General features: G+C 41.1%; 11 protein-coding genes. All 11 read left to right on the top strand.

Annotated features, from left to right (window positions below):
- The first annotated feature begins 100 nt into the window (after positions 1-100).
- Positions 101-649: a GNAT family N-acetyltransferase gene (locus PAN07_RS07890; RefSeq protein ID WP_084862520.1), complete on the top strand. Its 549-nt coding sequence runs from the start codon at positions 101-103 to the stop codon at positions 647-649.
- A gap of 166 nt (positions 650-815) precedes the next feature.
- Positions 816-1526 (top strand): thiol-disulfide oxidoreductase-associated membrane protein CcdA2, encoded by a 711-nt coding sequence (gene ccdA2 / locus PAN07_RS07885; RefSeq protein WP_084862518.1) that lies wholly within the window; start codon positions 816-818, stop codon positions 1524-1526.
- 13 nt (positions 1527-1539) lie between these two features.
- Complete coding sequence (locus PAN07_RS07880) at positions 1540-2103, top strand: redoxin family protein (protein WP_084862517.1); 564 nt, start codon at positions 1540-1542, stop codon at positions 2101-2103.
- A 9-nt stretch (positions 2104-2112) separates the two neighbouring features.
- On the top strand, positions 2113-3225 hold the full coding sequence (gene msrB, locus PAN07_RS07875) for a peptide-methionine (R)-S-oxide reductase MsrB (protein ID WP_084862515.1): 1113 nt from the start codon (positions 2113-2115) through the stop codon (positions 3223-3225).
- 70 nt (positions 3226-3295) lie between these two features.
- Positions 3296-4033, top strand: a complete 738-nt coding sequence (locus PAN07_RS07870) for a response regulator transcription factor (RefSeq protein ID WP_020903450.1) — start codon at positions 3296-3298, stop codon at positions 4031-4033.
- Positions 4030-5721 (top strand): sensor histidine kinase, encoded by a 1692-nt coding sequence (locus tag PAN07_RS07865; RefSeq protein ID WP_261069991.1) that lies wholly within the window; start codon positions 4030-4032, stop codon positions 5719-5721. The genes PAN07_RS07870 and PAN07_RS07865 overlap by 4 nt, the downstream gene beginning before the upstream one ends.
- A gap of 114 nt (positions 5722-5835) precedes the next feature.
- On the top strand, positions 5836-6399 hold the full coding sequence (locus PAN07_RS07860; RefSeq protein WP_192856285.1) for a TIGR01440 family protein: 564 nt from the start codon (positions 5836-5838) through the stop codon (positions 6397-6399).
- A 2-nt stretch (positions 6400-6401) separates the two neighbouring features.
- Positions 6402-12314 carry a ZmpA/ZmpB/ZmpC family metallo-endopeptidase gene (locus PAN07_RS07855; protein ID WP_269797658.1) on the top strand — a complete coding sequence of 1971 codons (5913 nt, stop codon included), beginning with the start codon at positions 6402-6404 and terminating at the stop codon, positions 12312-12314.
- Between the two features lie 60 nt (positions 12315-12374).
- Entirely contained in the window at positions 12375-14096 is a 1722-nt protein-coding gene (gene pabB / locus PAN07_RS07850) for an aminodeoxychorismate synthase component I (protein WP_269797657.1), read from the top strand.
- Positions 14097-14185: 89 nt separating this feature from the next.
- Positions 14186-16135, top strand: coding sequence for an Ltp family lipoprotein (locus PAN07_RS07845; protein WP_269797656.1), 1950 nt, complete (start codon positions 14186-14188; stop codon positions 16133-16135).
- Positions 16136-16238: 103 nt separating this feature from the next.
- Complete coding sequence (locus PAN07_RS07840; RefSeq protein ID WP_004256124.1) at positions 16239-17198, top strand: ROK family glucokinase; 960 nt, start codon at positions 16239-16241, stop codon at positions 17196-17198.
- Positions 17199-17291: the final 93 nt, after the last annotated feature.

Genomic DNA, 17291 nt, shown 5'->3' with positions numbered 1-17291 from the left:
CCGGGGGACCTTTTTAGCTTATTACCTGGAAATTAAAAAGCAAAGTAAATTTAAATTGAGGTTGGACATAGAATCATCTATCAGAAAGCGAGGTAGAGTCATGAAAGCAATCGGTACGCAAATATTACAGACAGAGCGTTTAACCTTGCGAAGATTTGTGGAAAGTGATGCAGAAGCTATGTTTCAGAATTGGGCTTCATCCGCTGAAAATCTGACCTATGTCACTTGGGATCCCCATTATGATGTCGAGGTGACTCGAAATTCGATTCGTAATTGGATTGCCTCCTATGCAAATCCCAACTATTACAAATGGGCCATTTGCCTCAAAGAAAATCCGGAGAAAGTTATAGGAGATATCAGCATAGTTGCAATAGATGATAACGATTCTTCTTGTGAAATTGGTTATGTGTTAGGCAAGAAATACTGGGGTCATGGTATAATGACGGAGGCCTTGAAAGCTGTCTTGGATTTCTGTTTTACTCAAGCAGGTTTTCAAGATGTCAGAGCACGATATGCTAGTCTCAATCCAGCTTCAGGTCGTGTCATGGAGAAGGCTGGAATGTCCTATCTAAAGACTATTACCAATGGTGTAGAGAGAAAAGGCTATCTTGCGGACCTTATTTATTATCAGATAAGTATGGAAGACTAGTGAAGTTTCTTTTCAGTTTCCATCAAAGTCAGACCTTGTCTGGCTTTTTTTGAACCATTTTTTACATAACCTGATTAAATTCCTATTTTTCCCTATCATTGTCCCTGTTTTTTCTGGAGTTTTAGGGCTATAATAGTCCTATCAAATCAAAGAATGGAGGAAGGCAATGGATAATATAATCTTTTTAATCAGTGTTTTTCTTGCTGGAATTCTTTCCTTCTTTTCTCCTTGTATTTTACCCTTGTTACCGGTCTATGCAGGGGTCTTGTTGGATGATAAAGATGGTGCTCAGATTTCTAGTGGCAAATTTTCAATCTCAGTTGTTAGTTTATTGCGAACTCTAGCTTTTATAGCGGGGATTTCCTTTATCTTTATCCTACTGGGTTATGGCGCTGGCTTTTTAGGAGACCTTTTGTATGCTTCTTGGTTTCAGTATGTGACGGGTGCAGTTATCATTCTCTTGGGCTTGCACCAGATGGAAATCTTACATTTTCAGGGACTCTACAAGGAAAGAAGGCTGCAACTAAAGAGACAGGAGCAAAAGGGTAAGGGCTATAGTCAGGCATTTTTACTGGGGTTGACTTTTAGTTTTGCTTGGACGCCTTGTGTAGGGCCGGTTCTTGGTTCTGTTTTGGCCTTGGCGGCTTCAGGTGGCTCAGGTGCTTGGCAGGGAGCTGGTCTCATGTTGGTGTACACGTTAGGTTTGGCGCTACCATTCTTGGTTCTAGCCTTAGCCTCCAGCTATGTTTTGAAACATTTCCGAAAACTACATCCCTACCTCGGAACCCTCAAAAAAGTGGGTGGTTTCCTCATAATCGTAATGGGAATTTTGGTGCTTTTAGGAAATGCTTCTATTTTGACAAGATTATTTGAATAGAGAGGAAGAAGAAATGAAAAAATGGCAAACATGTCTCCTTGGAGTCGGATCAATCTGTTGCTTGGCAGCCTGTTCGGCTAAAAACATGCCAGACGAATCTACTATGAAGGAGCAAACCAAAACAGAACAAGTCAGTGCGCAAACTGCTACTAAAGGTCAGGCGGTTGCTGATTTCGAACTGACGGGAGTAGATGGCAAGACCTACCGCTTGTCTGATTACAAGGGAAAGAAAGTCTATCTCAAATTCTGGGCTTCTTGGTGTTCCATCTGTCTAGCCAGTCTTCCTGATACGGACGAAATTGCTAAGGATGCTGGTGATGATTATGTGGTCTTGACAGTAGTGTCACCAGGACATAAGGGGGAACAAGCAGAATCGGACTTTAAGAACTGGTACAAGGGCTTGGATTATAAAAATTTCCCAGTTCTAATTGACCCGTCAGGCAAACTATTGGAAAGTTATGGTGTTCGTTCTTACCCAACTCAAGCCTTTATAGACAAGGAAGGTAAGCTGGTCAAAACGCAACCAGGTTTTATGGATAAGGATATGATTTTAAAGACATTGAAAGAAATGGGGTAGAGAAAGGTCATGAATGATAAAGTAAAATTGTTTGTCTTGGCAGGAATCTTTTTCCTAGCCATAACCGGTTTCTATTTTCTATTGATGCGAAATGCAGGGCAGACAGATAGCTCGCAAATTGAGAAAGCATCAGTTAGCCAAGGAGGAAAAACAGTGAAAAAAACAGAAATTAGTAAAGATGCAGACTTGCATGAAATTTATCTAGCTGGAGGATGTTTCTGGGGAGTGGAGGAATACTTCTCACGCGTTCCCGGAGTAACGGATGCTGTTTCAGGCTATGCAAATGGTAGAGGGGAAAAAACCAAGTACGAATTGATTAACCAAACAGGTCATGCGGAGACTGTCCATGTCACCTATGATGCCAAGCAAATTTCCCTCAAGGAAATCCTGCTTCATTATTTCCGCATTATCAATCCAACCAGCAAAAATAAACAAGGGAATGATGTGGGAACCCAGTACCGTACTGGTGTTTATTACACAGATGACAAGGATTTAGAGGTAATCAACCAAGTCTTTGATGAGGTGGCTAATAAATACGACCAACCTCTAGCAGTTGAAAAGGAAACCTTGAAGAATTTTGTAGTGGCAGAGGATTACCACCAAGACTACCTCAAGAAAAATCCAAATGGCTACTGCCATATCAATGTCAATCAGGCAGCCTATCCCGTCATCGATGCCAGCAAATACCCCAAACCAAGCGATGAAGAATTGAAAAAGACCTTGTCACCTGAGGAGTATGCAGTTACTCAGAAAAATCAAACAGAACGGGCTTTCTCAAACCGCTACTGGGATAAATTTGAATCTGGTATCTATGTGGATGTGGCAACTGGCGAACCTCTCTTTTCATCAAAGGACAAGTTTGAGTCTGGTTGTGGTTGGCCTAGTTTTACCCAACCCATCAGTCCAGATGTTGCCACCTACAAGGAAGATAAGTCTTACAATATGACGCGTATGGAAGTTCGGAGCCGAGTTGGAGATTCTCACCTTGGCCATGTCTTTACGGATGGACCACAGGACAAGGGTGGCTTGCGCTACTGTATTAATAGTCTCTCTATCCGCTTTATTCCCAAAGACCAAATGGAAGAAAAAGGTTACGCTTATTTACTAGATTATGTTGATTAAGAGGGCTTTCCTAAGCAGTTAGAGGAGAATTTTGCTATACTGATACTAGTAAGTGACAAAGGAGAGAAGCATGACCTACACAATCTTAATCGTAGAAGATGAATATCTGGTAAGACAAGGCTTGACCAAACTGGTCAATGTAGCAGCCTACGATATGGAAATCATCGGTCAAGCTGAAAATGGAAGACAGGCTTGGGAATTGATACAAAAGCAGGTGCCAGATATTATTTTAACCGATATCAACATGCCTCAGCTAAATGGGATCCAGTTGGCCAGTCTGGTCCGAGAAACCTATCCTCAGGTGCATTTGGTCTTTTTAACAGGCTACGATGATTTTGATTATGCCTTGTCTGCTGTCAAACTAGGTGTGGATGATTACCTACTCAAGCCCTTTTCTCGTCAGGATATCGAGGAAATGCTGGGGAAAATCAAGCAAAAGTTGGATAAGGAAGAGAAAGAAGAGCAGTTACAAGATTTATTGACTGATAAGTTTGAGGGAAATATGGCCCAGAAAATCCAGTCCCATCTGGCTGATAGCCAATTTAGTTTGAAGAGTTTGGCCAGTGACTTGGGTTTTAGCCCGACTTATCTGAGTTCTTTGATTAAGAAAGAGTTAGGCCTGCCTTTTCAGGATTATCTGGTGAGAGAACGTGTCAAACAAGCCAAGCTTTTGCTTTTAACTACCGATCTGAAGATTTACGAGATCGCAGAGAAGGTTGGCTTTGAAGATATGAACTATTTTACCCAACGTTTTAAACAGATTGCAGGTGTGACACCTCGCCAGTTTAAGAAGGGGGAAGATCGATGAAACGTTCTTCTCTCCTAGTCAGAATGGTTATTTCCATCTTTCTGGTCTTTCTCATTCTCCTAGCTCTGGTTGGGACTTTCTACTATCAATCTAGTTCTTCAGCCATTGAGGCTACTATTGAGGGCAATAGCCAAACGACTATCAGTCAGACTAGCCACTTTATCCAGTCTTATATCAAAAAATTAGAAACCACCTCGACCAGTTTGACCCAGCAGGCAGATGTCCTAACCTATGCTGAGAATCCCAGTCAAGAAAAGGTCAAGGGAATTCGAGATTTGTTTTTGACCATTTTAAAGTCAGACCAGGACTTGAAAGCTGTTGTGCTGGTAACCAAATCTGGTCAGGTCATTTCTACGGATGATAGTGTGCAGATGAAAACTTCCTCAGATATGATGACTGAGGATTGGTACCAAAAGGCCATTCATCAGGGAGCTAAACCAGTTTTAACTCCAGCTCGTAAATCAGATAGCCAGTGGGTCATTTCTGTCACTCAAGAACTTCTTGATGCAAAGGGAGCCAATCTAGGTGTACTTCGTTTGGATATTTCCTATGAAACTCTGGAAGCCTATCTCAACCAACTCCAGTTGGGTCAGCAGGGCTTTGCTTTTATCATCAATGAAAACCATGAATTTGTTTATCATCCTCAACATACAGTTTATAGTTCGTCTAGCGAAATGGAGGCCATGAAACCCTATATTAAGACAGGGCAGGGTTACACTCCAGACCACCAATCCTATGTCAGTCAAGAAAAGATTGCTGGAACTGATTGGACGGTGCTTGGCGTGTCTTCGTTGGAGAAGTTAGACCAGGTTCGGAGTCAACTCATGTGGACCTTGCTTGGAGCCAGTTTCACATCTCTTCTTGCTTGTCTCTGCTTGGTGTGGTTTAGTCTTAAACGCTGGATTGCCCCTTTGAAGGATTTGAGAGAAACTATGCTGGAAATTGCTTCTGGTAATCAGAATCTTCGTGCCAAAGAAGCGGGTGCTTATGAATTGAGAGAGGTGACTCGCCAGTTCAATGCCATGTTGGATCAGGTTGATCAGCTGATGGTAGATATTCGCAGGCAGGAAGAAACGACCCGTCAGTACCAACTTCAAGCTCTATCAAGCCAGATTAACCCCCATTTCCTCTATAACACCTTGGACACCATCATCTGGATGGCTGAATTTCAAGATAGTCAGAGAGTGGTGCAAGTGACCAAGTCCTTGGCGACTTATTTCCGCTTGGCGCTCAATCAGGGTAAAGATTTGATTTGCCTGTCTGATGAAATTAATCATGTCCGCCAGTATCTATTTATCCAGAAACAACGCTATGGCGATAAGCTGGAATACGAAATTAATGAAAATCCTGCCTTTGATAATCTAGTCTTGCCCAAGCTAGTGCTACAACCTCTTGTAGAGAATGCTCTTTACCATGGCATTAAGGAAAAGGAAGGCCAGGGACATATTAGAGTTTCTGTTCAGAAACAGGATTCGGGATTGGTCATCCGCATTGAGGATGATGGGATTGGTTTCCAAGATGCTAGCGATAGTAGTCAAAGTCAACTCAAACGTGGGGGAGTTGGTCTTCAAAATGTTGATCAACGGCTCAAACTTCATTTTGGAGAACATTACCAAATGAAGATTGATTCTATTCCCTCAAAAGGTACGACAGTTGAAATATACATAAATAGAATAGAAACTAGCTAACTCCCAGTCAATTCTGGGAGTTTTATGCGTAATTGGGCAAGCTTTCTAGGTTGTCTATCTTGCTAAAAAGTAGAAAAAACGATATGATAGATAATGACAAAAGAGGTATCAAGTATGAAGGAAAAAGACATTCAAAGAGAAACAAGCCAGATTGTAAAAGATGTATTAGAAAAGGCCAATTTGAAGCAAGGATCTATCTTTGTTTTGGGCCTTTCTTCTAGTGAAGTGATAGGTGGTCAGATTGGCAAGGAATCCAGTCAAGAAATTGGGGAAATCATTGTGAAGACCATCCTAGATATCTTAGAGGAAAAAGGAATTCATCTAGCTGTTCAAGGTTGTGAACATGTCAATCGGGCCCTCGTCGTTGAACGTCAGGTGGCAGAGCAGTTTGGTCTGGAAATCGTCAGTGTCCTTCCTACCCTTCATGCAGGAGGGTCAGGTCAGTTGGCAGCCTTCAAGTTTATGCAAGATCCAGTTGAGGTTGAATTTATCAAGGCTCATGCTGGATTGGATATCGGAGACACCTCAATTGGCATGCATGTCAATCATGTTCAGGTTCCGATTCGCCCTCTTTTGAGAGAAATTGGGCATGCCCATGTAACGGCTCTTGCTAGCCGTCCAAAATTAATTGGAGGTGCGCGTGCGCACTATCCACAAGATTCTATTAGAAAGTCATAAGAATGAGAAAAACAAAACAACAACTAGAAAAAATCACAAAATATTCGATTCGTAAGCTAACTGTTGGGGTAGGTCCTGTAGCTATCGGGGCCTTCCTTTTTGGTGCTAGTACCCTTTCAGTAGATAAGGTGCAAGCCAATGAAGTGGGTGGTGCTCATAGTGTTCATTACCGATATTTGGCGGAGCAGGAATTGACCGAGTCTGAAAAAGCCTTAATTCACCATGAAGTCCCTTCGGAGTTTCAAGAGGATGATATTATCTATGCAGTGTATCGAAAGAAAGTTAGTACCTACCAAGAACTTCCTTATACAGGGAGTAAAGAATTAGCCTTGGCTGGTATAGGGTTGGCTACGGCTTCTTTGGCTGTTTTATTAATCTCTAAAAAACATCGTGGTAAGGTGCTTGGTGTCTTATTAATTAGTTCGATTGGTGCAAGCAACTTTGTTCCTTTCACCACATTTGCGTTTGAAAATAAAGAGTTACTTTCTTATAACCAAACTATTTCAGCCTCTACACATGAAGGTTTGGCTGAAGGGATTATACACATTGATGGCTATGAATACATTGGTTACTTCAAGGAAGCAGAACTTCACCCATCAAGACCAGCTTCAGCTGAGAAGCCTCAGTTGCCAGTAGAAAAGCAAAGTGCAAATGAAATCGAGAAGACAGAAGTAGTTCAAGAAACACCAGTTTCTGAGAAACCTCAGACAAGACTGGAAGAGAGCTTAGTGGATATTCCTTTTGAAACAGTCACAAGCCCATATACCAATCTAGCAGAAGGACAGACTCGTATTGTCACAGCTGGAGTAAATGGTCAGCGTCGCCTTGTAACCAAAGTATCGATGGTTAATGGTCAAGAAGTTAGAGAAGTCATCGAAGACCAAGTGGTTCAAAATCCTGTTTCGCAAGTCATTGCAGTCGGAACTAAGAAAGAAGAGCAACCTGCCCCAACTCCAGTACCACAAGCTGAACCAACGCATCAAGTAGCTAAAGGAACGCAAGAGGCAGGCAAAGAAGGTCAAGCCTTAACGCAACCAACCTTACCAGAGGCTCCAGTTGAAGCAAAAGGAACCCAAGAGGCAGGCAAAGCAGGTCAAGCTCTAACACAACCAGAACTTCCAGAAGCTCCAGTTGAAGCAAAAGGAACCCAAGAGGCAGGCAAAGCAGGTCAAGCTCTAACACAACCAGAACTACCAGAGGCTCCAGTTGAAGCAAAAGGTATCCAAGAGGAAGGCAAAGCAGGTCAAGCTCTCACACAGCCAAAATTACCAGAAGCCCAAGTAGAAGTAAAAGGTACACAAGAGGAAGGTAAAGCAGGTCAAGCCCTTATAAAAGAACAGTTACCTGAGTACAAAGTAACTGAGGGAGCGGTTACGAAAGAAACTACTACTGAGATTGACTATAAGACAGAAATTATCGAGGATCCAACCAAATATACGGATGAAGAAACTGTAGTTCAAGATGGAGAAAAGGGCAGTAAAATTACCAAAACGACTTATAAGACTCTCGAAGGTGTTGAGACTGACCAAGTTTTAAATACAACAACTACTGTTGTCAAAGAACCAGTCACTAAAAAAATAAGCCGTGGGACAAAACCAATTGAAGGAACTCTGGTGGAAGAAAGTCTTGAAAAGATTCCATTTAAGGAAGTTCTTAAAGAAGATGACCAACTGAAAAAGGGTGAAAGAGTTACTGTCCAAGAAGGAAAAGATGGGCAGAAAAAAGTTACCAAGACTTACAAAACTATCAAAGGTTTAAAAACTGAAGAAGCACCTAAAATTGTGGAACAGGTTCTGGAGTTAGACCAAGATCGTATCGTCAAATTAGGAACTAAAAACTTTGAAAAACCAATCTTAAGTTTGTCACTTGTTGATGTTAATGATTTGAAACGTTCATCTCAAATTCGTTATAATTTGGAAAATCCAAGTAAAGCAGCCATTAAATCTATCACTCTAACTCTGAAAAAGGGTGATGAAATTGTTAAAACTTTGAATGTTTCACCAGACGACTTGACAACGACCTTGACAGATTTGCAGTACTACAAGGATTATAAACTTAAAACTAAGATGGTTTATGACCGTGGTGAGGGTGATGAGGAAGAAGTTCTGAAAGAAGAACCGCTAAGAATTGACCTCAAAAAAGTTGAAATCAAAAACATCAAAGAAACAAGCTTGATGAGTGTGGATGCTGACGGTAATGAAACAGATACTAGTTTGCTGACAGAAAAACCAACTGATCTTGCTCCGCTTTATTTACGAGTGACCACTCATGACAATAAAATAACAAGACTGGCTGTTGACAAGATTGAAGAAGTAGAAAAAGACGGAAAAACTTTATACAAAGTCACTGCCAAAGCACCTGATTTGATTCAACGGAATGCTGACAACACACTTAGCGAAGAGTATGTCCATTACTTTGAAAAACAAAAAGCACACGATGGTGATGTATATTATAGCTTTAACGACCTAGTAACGGCTATGAAAGCTAATCCAAGTGGTACCTTTAAACTTGGTGCAGATTTGAATGCAGCAAATGTACCAACTCCGAATAAACAATATGTACCTGGTAAATTTAGCGGAACTTTAACAAGTGTTGACGGTAAACAATATACCATTCATAATATGGCTCGTCAGTTATTCGATAACGTTGAAGGCGGTACAGTTAAAAACATTAACTTAGGTAATGTTGATATTAATATGCCTTGGGTTGACAATATTTCTGCTCTTGCTAGAACTGTTAAAAATGCTACGGTTGAAAATATTAAAGTAACTGGTAGCATTCTTGGAAGAGATGGAATTGCTGGTATTATTAATAAAGGAGATACGGGAGCTCAATTAACAAATGTTGCATTCATCGGCAATCTTACTGGTGTTGGTAACAGAGGTTGGGATTTCGGTGGTATTGCCGGAGAGCTTTGGAAAGGTAATATAGATAAAGCTTATGTAAATGCTAATATGGTAGCTAATAAAGCTCGTATCGGTGGTCTTGTTGCTAGAACGGACAACAGTGGTGACCCTAACGGAATTGGTAAATACGGGGCTGTCCGTAATGCTGTTACAAAAGGAACTATTAAAGTAAAAGATCCTGTTGAAACAGGTGGATTCATCAGTAAAAACTGGGCATGGGGTAAAGTTGCTGACTCTGTGTCTATGATGAAAGTTGAAAATGGTGAAGTATTCTATGGATCTAAAGATATTGCTGAAGATGATGGTTACTTCTCAAACAATGCATTAGAACGTAACTTTATAGTTAAAGATGTAAGTACAGGTAAGCGTTCATTTAGATTCTCTACCTCTGATAGAATTAAAGAGGTTTCTCAAGAAGAAGCAGATAAGAAAATTGCAACATTAGGAATTACAGCTAATGATTATGTTATCAATCCTCTTGTTTCAGATACACTAAATAATGTAAAACCAAAATCTGACACTTACAAGGACATTCAAGATTACAATGCTTCTCGTGAGCTTGCTTACCGTAACATCGAAAAACTTCAACCGTTCTACAACAAAGAATGGATTGTAAATCAAGGAAATAAATTAGCCGCTGATAGTCCATTAATGACTAAAGAAGTATTGTCTGTAACTGCAATGAAAGGCAATGACTTTGTCACAGACCTTACAGATGCTGACCATATTATGGTTCACTACGCAGATAAGACAAAAGATATCTTTACAATTGCACCTAAAGATTCTCAAGTGAAACAAGTTAAAGAATACAGCGTGGCTGAATTGGGTGAAGTCGTTTATACACCAAACATGGTTGTTAAAGATCGTGCAGATTTAATCAGCGCTATTGAAAGTAAGTTAAGTCCAGTTGAACTGCAATCTGACCCGATTTACCAACACTTGGGTAGAACTGGTGGTAACAAAGTCAATGCAATTAAAGATTTGTACTTAGAAGAAAGCTTCAAGTATGTTAAAGATAATCTTAATCAATTCGTTACGAAGTTAGTGGAAAATGAAGATCACCAGCTTAACACTGATGAGGCTGCTAAACGTGCCTTGATTAAGAAAATCGATGACAATAAGGCCGCAGTTCTTCTTGGTTTGTCTTACCTCAACCGTTACTACGGAGTTAAATTCGATGACTTTAATATTAAAGAGTTAATGTTATTTAAACCTGACTTCTATGGTAAGAATGTTAGTGTGTTAGACTTTTTGATTAAGGTTGGTTCTAAAGAAAGTAACATTAAAGGTGATAGAACTTTAGAAGCTTATCGCGAAACGATCGGTGGAGTTATCGGTATAGGCGAGTTAAACAGTTTCTTAGACTATAATATGCGTCTATTCACAAGTGATACAGACTTAAACGATTGGTTCATAAAAGCTACTAAAGATAATGTATATATCGTTGAACCTAAAACAACAACTCCTGAATTTGCTGATAAGAAACATAGAGCATACGAAGGATTAAATAACGACATGCACGGTAAGATGATTTTACCACTTCTTAACTTAAAAGATGCGCATATGTTCTTAATCTCAACATATAACACTATGGCATACAGTTCATTTGAGAAATACGGTAAGAATACTGAAGCCGAACGTGAAGCATTCAAAGCTGAAATCAATAAAGTCGCTAAAGGTCAACAAAATTACCTAGATTTCTGGTCTCGTTTATCATTAGATAAAGTTCGTAATCAACTACTTAAGAGCAACAACATGGTACCAACTCCTGTGTTAGATAACCAAAACTATAAAGGCATCAGCACAGATAAATACGGACATACGAACAGTGGTAAGGATGTAGCACCTATCCGTGAATTATACGGACCAACAGGTCGTTATCATGCTACTGACTGGCGTATGGGAGCTGTAGCTCGTATTTACGGTAACCCTTATAAGGATGATTCAGTCTTCTTCATGGTTACTGATATGATTAGTGACTTTGGTATCTCAGCCTTCACTCACGAAACAACTCACGTAAATGACCGTATGGTTTACTTAGGCGGTTCAAGACACCGTGAAGGTACTGACCTAGAAGCATTTGCACAAGGTATGTTACAATCACCTGCTGAAACAAGTCCAAACGGCGATTTTAAAGCACTAGGATTGAACATGGCCTACGAACGTCCAAACGATGGAAACCAATGGTACAACACTAATCCAAACGATCTTGCATCTCGTGCAGAAATCGATCATTATATGAAAGGTTTCAACGATACTCTAATGCTTCTTGATTACCTTGAAGGAGAAGCTGTAATCGATAAACACAGTAAAGAACTAAATAACGCTTGGTTCAAGAAAGTAGATAAGCAACTTCGTGGAGCTAATACGAAGAACCAATACGACAACGTTAGAGATTTAAATGCAGAAGAAAAAGAATATAATTTAACATCTGTTAACGACTTAGTAGAGAAAAACTTCATGACTAAGCACGGTCCTGGTAATGGTCAGTATGATCCAACTGGATTTGGCTCTGCCTATGTAACTGTACCAATTACAGCTGGTATCTATGGTGGTAATACGAGTGAAGGTGCTCCAGGAGCAATGTCATTCAAACATAACACCTTCCGTATGTGGGGTTACTTTGGATATGAAAAAGGATTCTTAAACTACGCTTCTAACATGCTGAAAAATGAGTCTAAACAAGCAGGTCATGCTACTCTAGGAGATGACTTCATCATTAAGAAAGTTTCTGATGGTAAATTTAGTAGTCTAGAAGATTGGAAGAAAGAATACTTCAAAGAAGTTGTTGATAAAGCAAAAGCAGGATTTAACCCTGTTACAATTGACGGTACTACATACAGTAGTTACGAAGACTTGAAGAATGCATTTGCTGCTGCCGTTGATAAAGATAAAGCAACTCTTAAAAATGGATCAGTTAAATTTGATAATACTGTATCACTTAAAGAGAAATTATTCAAAAAACTTCTTCAACAAACAAACAGCTTTAAAACTTCAATCTTTAAATAATCGAAATCTCTCATCTGCTTTGCGGATGAGGGTTTTCTTATTTTGTGCTATACTTAAGATATGCATAGAAAAACAGTGATTGATTTTAGGGCTTTGGGCGAGAGATACACCTTTACCCAGCCTATTAAAGAGTTGAAAACGAGAAATGTAGCAGAAGTGGCAGATTTGCTGGTACAAGTGGAAAGCTACCAAGAGCAAGGCTACTATGTGGTGGGCTATGTCAGCTACGAGGCTGCACCTGCTTTTGAGGAGAAATTAGCAGTTCATAAAGCTCCTTTACTGGACGAGTATTTGCTTTACTTTACTGTTCACGATAGGGTGGAGACATCTCCTATTCCCCTGACTTATGATGAGGTTGATTTGCCTTCAAATTGGCAGGAAGTGACGTCTGAAGCAGATTATGAAAAGGCGATTGCTCAGATTCACCATCATTTGCGGCAGGGGGACACCTATCAGGTCAACTACACCGTCCAACTCAAGCAAAAATTAAGTGCCAATCCTTTTGCCATCTACAATCGTATGGTAGTAGAGCAGGAGGCGGGCTACAATGCTTATGTTGAACATGACGAGATGGCAGTGATTTCCATGAGTCCAGAGCTCTTTTTTGAGCAAAATGACCGTGAGTTGACAACGCGACCAATGAAGGGAACGACTCAGCGTGGAGTGACTGACCAAGAAGACTTGGAGCAGGCCAGTTGGTTGGAACAGGATCCCAAAAATCGCTCTGAAAATATGATGATTGTGGACCTCTTGCGCAACGATATGAACCGTATTTCTGAAGTGGGAAGTGAACATGTGGAGCGTCTCTGCCAAGTGGAACAGTATTCAACTGTTTGGCAGATGACTTCAACCATCAAGAGTCAGTTGCGAGAGGATGTTGACCTTGTTGAAATCTTCCGTTCTCTCTTTCCTTGCGGATCCATAACGGGTGCACCCAAAATTGCGACTATGGAGATTATCAAGGACTTGGAGCCACAACCGCGTGGAGTCTACTGCGGAACCATTGGTTTCCTGCTTCCAAATGGGCGACGAATTTTTAATGTTGCTATTCGGACCATTCAACTCTACAAGGAGCAAGCTATCTATGGAGTTGGCGGAGGCATTACATGGGATAGCACTTGGGAGTCTGAATACCGCGAGGTTCATCAAAAGGCAGCAGTTCTCTATCGTAAACAAGCTCGTTTCAAACTGATTACTACAGGGAAAATCAGCCAGAAGAACTTGCTGCTTGAGAATCAACATATAGAAAGGCTGAGAAAAGCTAGTCGGTATTTTGCCTTTCCATTTGATTCAGAAAACTTGAAACAAAAGATAGAGGAGGAGTGTCAGGCTTGTGATGCTAATCAAGATTACCGCTTGCGTATTTCTCTCAGCAAGTCTGGAGAGATAGAAGTCGAACGCCGAGTATTAACACCCCTCAGTCCAAGTTTTTGTCAGGCCAAACTTTGTCTGCAGGAAGCCAATTTGCAACAAGCCTTTACCTACTTCAAAACGACTCACCGACCGCATTTGAGCCTAGAGGAACAAGAGATCATTTATCATAATGTAAAAGGAGAACTTCTTGAAACCTCTATCGGAAATTTGGTTCTGAAAATTTCTGGGAAACTCTACACACCGCCTATCCGACTGGGAATCTTGCCAGGAATTTACCGTCAGCTCTTGCTGGAAACAGGACAGGTAGAAGAGAGAGTCTTGACTTTAAAAGACTTAGCCCGAGCAGAAGCTATTTACGGCTGTAATGCAGTGAGAGGCTTGTATGAGTTGCAAGTGATAGGATTGTGAGTTTTAGCTATTAATAGCTTTTAGTATATATTAATACATATTTTTGTTATAATGTAATCGTAAACAATAAAAATTTAAAGGAGATTTTTATGAGAAAATCAAAAAAATTTTTGGTTACAAGTTTAGCAGCAACTACTCTTGCACTTGTTTCTTTTTCAGATACAATGGGGGTGTTGCCTTTCTCGCCTCAGAAAGTATCTGCTCAAGAAAAGGATGCGTCTAAAAATGGTAAGATTGTAAAAGAGAATACAAAACCTGCGCCGAAGCCGGCACCAAAACCCGCGCCGAAGCCGGCACCAAAACCTGCGCCGAAGCCGGCACCAAAACCTGCGCCGAAGCCGGCACCAAAACCCGCGCCGAAGCCGGCACCAAAACCCGCACCAAAACCCACGCCGAAGCCAGCACCAAAACCCGCACCAAAACCCACGCCGAAGCCGGCACCAAAACCTGCGCCGAAGCCAGCACCAAAACCCGCACCAAAACCCGCGCCGAAGCCAGCACCAAAACCTGCGCCAAAGCCCGCGCCAAAACCCACGCCGAAGCCGGCACCAAAACCCGCGCCGAAGCCAGCATCAAAACCTGCGCCGAAGCCGGCACCAAAACCTGCGCCGAAGCCAGCACCAAAACCTGCGCCGAAGCCAGCACCAAAACCCGCGCCGAAGCCAGCACCGAAACCCGCGCCAAAGCCAGTACCAAAACCTGCGCCGAAGCCAGCACCGAAACCCGCGCCGAAGCCGGCACCAAAACCCACGCCGAAGCCAGCACCAAAACCCGCGCCGAAGCCAGCACCAAAAACTGCGCTGAAGCCAGCACCAAAACCAGCGCCGAAGCCGGCACCAAAACCTAAAGAAACAACTCCTAAACAGGATAAATCACAATCTAAAGTTCAGTCTGGCTGGGTAGGAAATTACTACCTCAAATCAGATGGGAAGAGAGCTAAAAATGAATGGGTAGATGGTGGTCGTTATTATGTTGATTCTGATGGAAAAAAGGTTAAAAGTGACTGGATTTATGATAAAAAGCATGGTTCCTATTATTATCTAACAGCAGAAGGAAGCTCTGCTCGCAATAAATGGATAGGAAATTCTTATCTCAAATCAGATGGGAAGATGGCCAAGAATGAATGGGTAGATGGCGGTCGTTACTATGTCGATTCTAAAGGTTATATGGTGAAGGATAAATGGGTAGATGGTGGCCGTTACTATGTAGGATACGATGGTGTGCGGCAACCAAAACCAGCAGATGGGAACCAGTACAATGCTGCTTTAGAAAAGGCAAAGAGTTATAATTCGTGGGCAAATATGTCAAAAAAAGCTCTCTATGAGCAATTAACGTGGCATGGTTTTTCAAGTTCAGCAGTGCAGTATGCCATCGATCACTTGAATGCAGATTATAAGGCAAATGCCTTAGCTAAAGCAAGAGAATATCGAAAATATAGTAATATCTCAAAAACTGAAATTTATGACAGGCTAACTTCTTCTTGGTTTGGAAAATTTACAAAAGAAGAAGCAAACTATGCCATTCAAAAACTTAATCTACCATCAGAAGGCAGCCATGTTCGCAATAAATGGGTAGGAGCTTATTATTATAAATCAGATGGAAAGATGGCCAAGAATGAATGGGTAGATGGCGGTCGTTACTATGTCGATTCTAAAGGTTATATGGTGAAGGATAAATGGGTAGATGGTGGCCGTTACTATGTAGGATACGATGGTGTGCGGCAACCAAAACCAGCAGATGGGAACCAGTACAATGCTGCTTTAGAAAAGGCAAAGAGTTATAATTCGTGGGCAAATATGTCAAAAAAAGCTCTCTATGAGCAATTAACGTGGCATGGTTTTTCAAGTTCAGCAGTGCAGTATGCCATCGATCACTTGAATGCAGATTATAAGGCAAATGCCTTAGCTAAAGCAAGAGAATATCGAAAATATAGTAATCTCTCAAAGACAGAAATTTATGAGAGGCTAACTTCTCCTTATTTTAGAAAATTTACCAAAGAAGAAGCCAACTATGCAATTCAAAAACTAGGGGATAAATAGTTATTAATTATTAGATGTAACTTTTTCATGCAAAGCTTTGCACAAATCTAATGATTTTGTTATACTATATCTGTAAGCATTTTCAATTAAAAAGGAGAAGACGATGAGTCAAAAGATTATTGGGATTGACCTTGGTGGAACATCTATCAAGTTCGCAATTTTAACTCAAGAGGGAGAAATCCAAGAAAAATGGTCTATCAAAACTAACATTTTGGATGAGGGAAGTCATATCGTTGATGATATGATTGAATCTATTCAACATCGTTTGGACTTGCTTGGATTGGCAGCAGCGGACTTCCAAGGTATTGGAATGGGATCACCAGGTGTGGTTGACCGTGAAAAAGGGACTGTTATTGGTGCCTACAACTTGAACTGGAAAACCCTTCAACCAATCAAAGAAAAGATTGAAAAAGCCTTGGGCATTCCATTCTTCATCGATAATGATGCCAACGTAGCGGCTCTTGGTGAACGTTGGATGGGTGCTGGTGATAACCAACCAGACGTTGTCTTTATGACACTTGGTACAGGTGTTGGTGGCGGTATTGTCGCAGAAGGCAAATTGCTTCACGGTGTGGCTGGTGCAGCAGGTGAGCTTGGCCACATCACTGTTGACTTTGACCAACCAATCGCATGTACTTGCGGTAAGAAAGGTTGCCTTGAGACAGTCGCTTCAGCAACAGGGATTGTCAACTTGACTCGTCGCTATGCGGATGAATACGAAGGCGATGCAGCCTTGAAACGCTTGATTGATAATGGAGAAGAAGTAACTGCTAAGACAGTCTTTGACCTTGCCAAAGAAGGAGACGACCTTGCTTTGATCGTTTACCGTAACTTCTCACGTTACTTGGGAATCGCTTGTGCTAACATTGGTTCAATCCTAAACCCATCAACCATCGTCATCGGTGGTGGTGTATCAGCTGCAGGAGAATTCCTTCTACAAGGTGTTCAAAAGGTTTACGACGAAAATACCTTCCCACAAGTACGCACAACAACTAAATTGGCTCTTGCAACTCTAGGAAATGACGCTGGAGTTATTGGAGCAGCATCACTTGTATTGCAATAAAATAAAAATGACAGAGCTTGGTGATTCATCAGGCTCTTTTTCAAGATCATAATTGTAAATATAACTCTTAACTTTTTGATTTTAGAAAGGAGA

Source organism: Streptococcus sp. SM5 (assembly GCF_027497975.1).
The sequence above is the reverse complement of the archived record's forward strand: the minus strand, read 5'-3'. Positions and strand labels throughout refer to the sequence as shown.

What these genes read in the sequence shown, in the direction of transcription:
- PAN07_RS07870 (WP_020903450.1), top strand. Translation starts at nt 3,296, where the DNA reads ATGACCTACACAATCTTAATCGTAGAAGATGAATATCTGGTAAGACAA.
- msrB (WP_084862515.1), top strand. Translation starts at nt 2,113, where the DNA reads ATGAATGATAAAGTAAAATTGTTTGTCTTGGCAGGAATCTTTTTCCTA.
- pabB (WP_269797657.1), top strand. Translation starts at nt 12,375, where the DNA reads ATGCATAGAAAAACAGTGATTGATTTTAGGGCTTTGGGCGAGAGATAC.
- PAN07_RS07880 (WP_084862517.1), top strand. Translation starts at nt 1,540, where the DNA reads ATGAAAAAATGGCAAACATGTCTCCTTGGAGTCGGATCAATCTGTTGC.
- ccdA2 (WP_084862518.1), top strand. Translation starts at nt 816, where the DNA reads ATGGATAATATAATCTTTTTAATCAGTGTTTTTCTTGCTGGAATTCTT.
- PAN07_RS07860 (WP_192856285.1), top strand. Translation starts at nt 5,836, where the DNA reads ATGAAGGAAAAAGACATTCAAAGAGAAACAAGCCAGATTGTAAAAGAT.
- PAN07_RS07890 (WP_084862520.1), top strand. Translation starts at nt 101, where the DNA reads ATGAAAGCAATCGGTACGCAAATATTACAGACAGAGCGTTTAACCTTG.
- PAN07_RS07840 (WP_004256124.1), top strand. Translation starts at nt 16,239, where the DNA reads ATGAGTCAAAAGATTATTGGGATTGACCTTGGTGGAACATCTATCAAG.
- PAN07_RS07845 (WP_269797656.1), top strand. Translation starts at nt 14,186, where the DNA reads ATGAGAAAATCAAAAAAATTTTTGGTTACAAGTTTAGCAGCAACTACT.
- PAN07_RS07865 (WP_261069991.1), top strand. Translation starts at nt 4,030, where the DNA reads ATGAAACGTTCTTCTCTCCTAGTCAGAATGGTTATTTCCATCTTTCTG.
- PAN07_RS07855 (WP_269797658.1), top strand. Translation starts at nt 6,402, where the DNA reads ATGAGAAAAACAAAACAACAACTAGAAAAAATCACAAAATATTCGATT.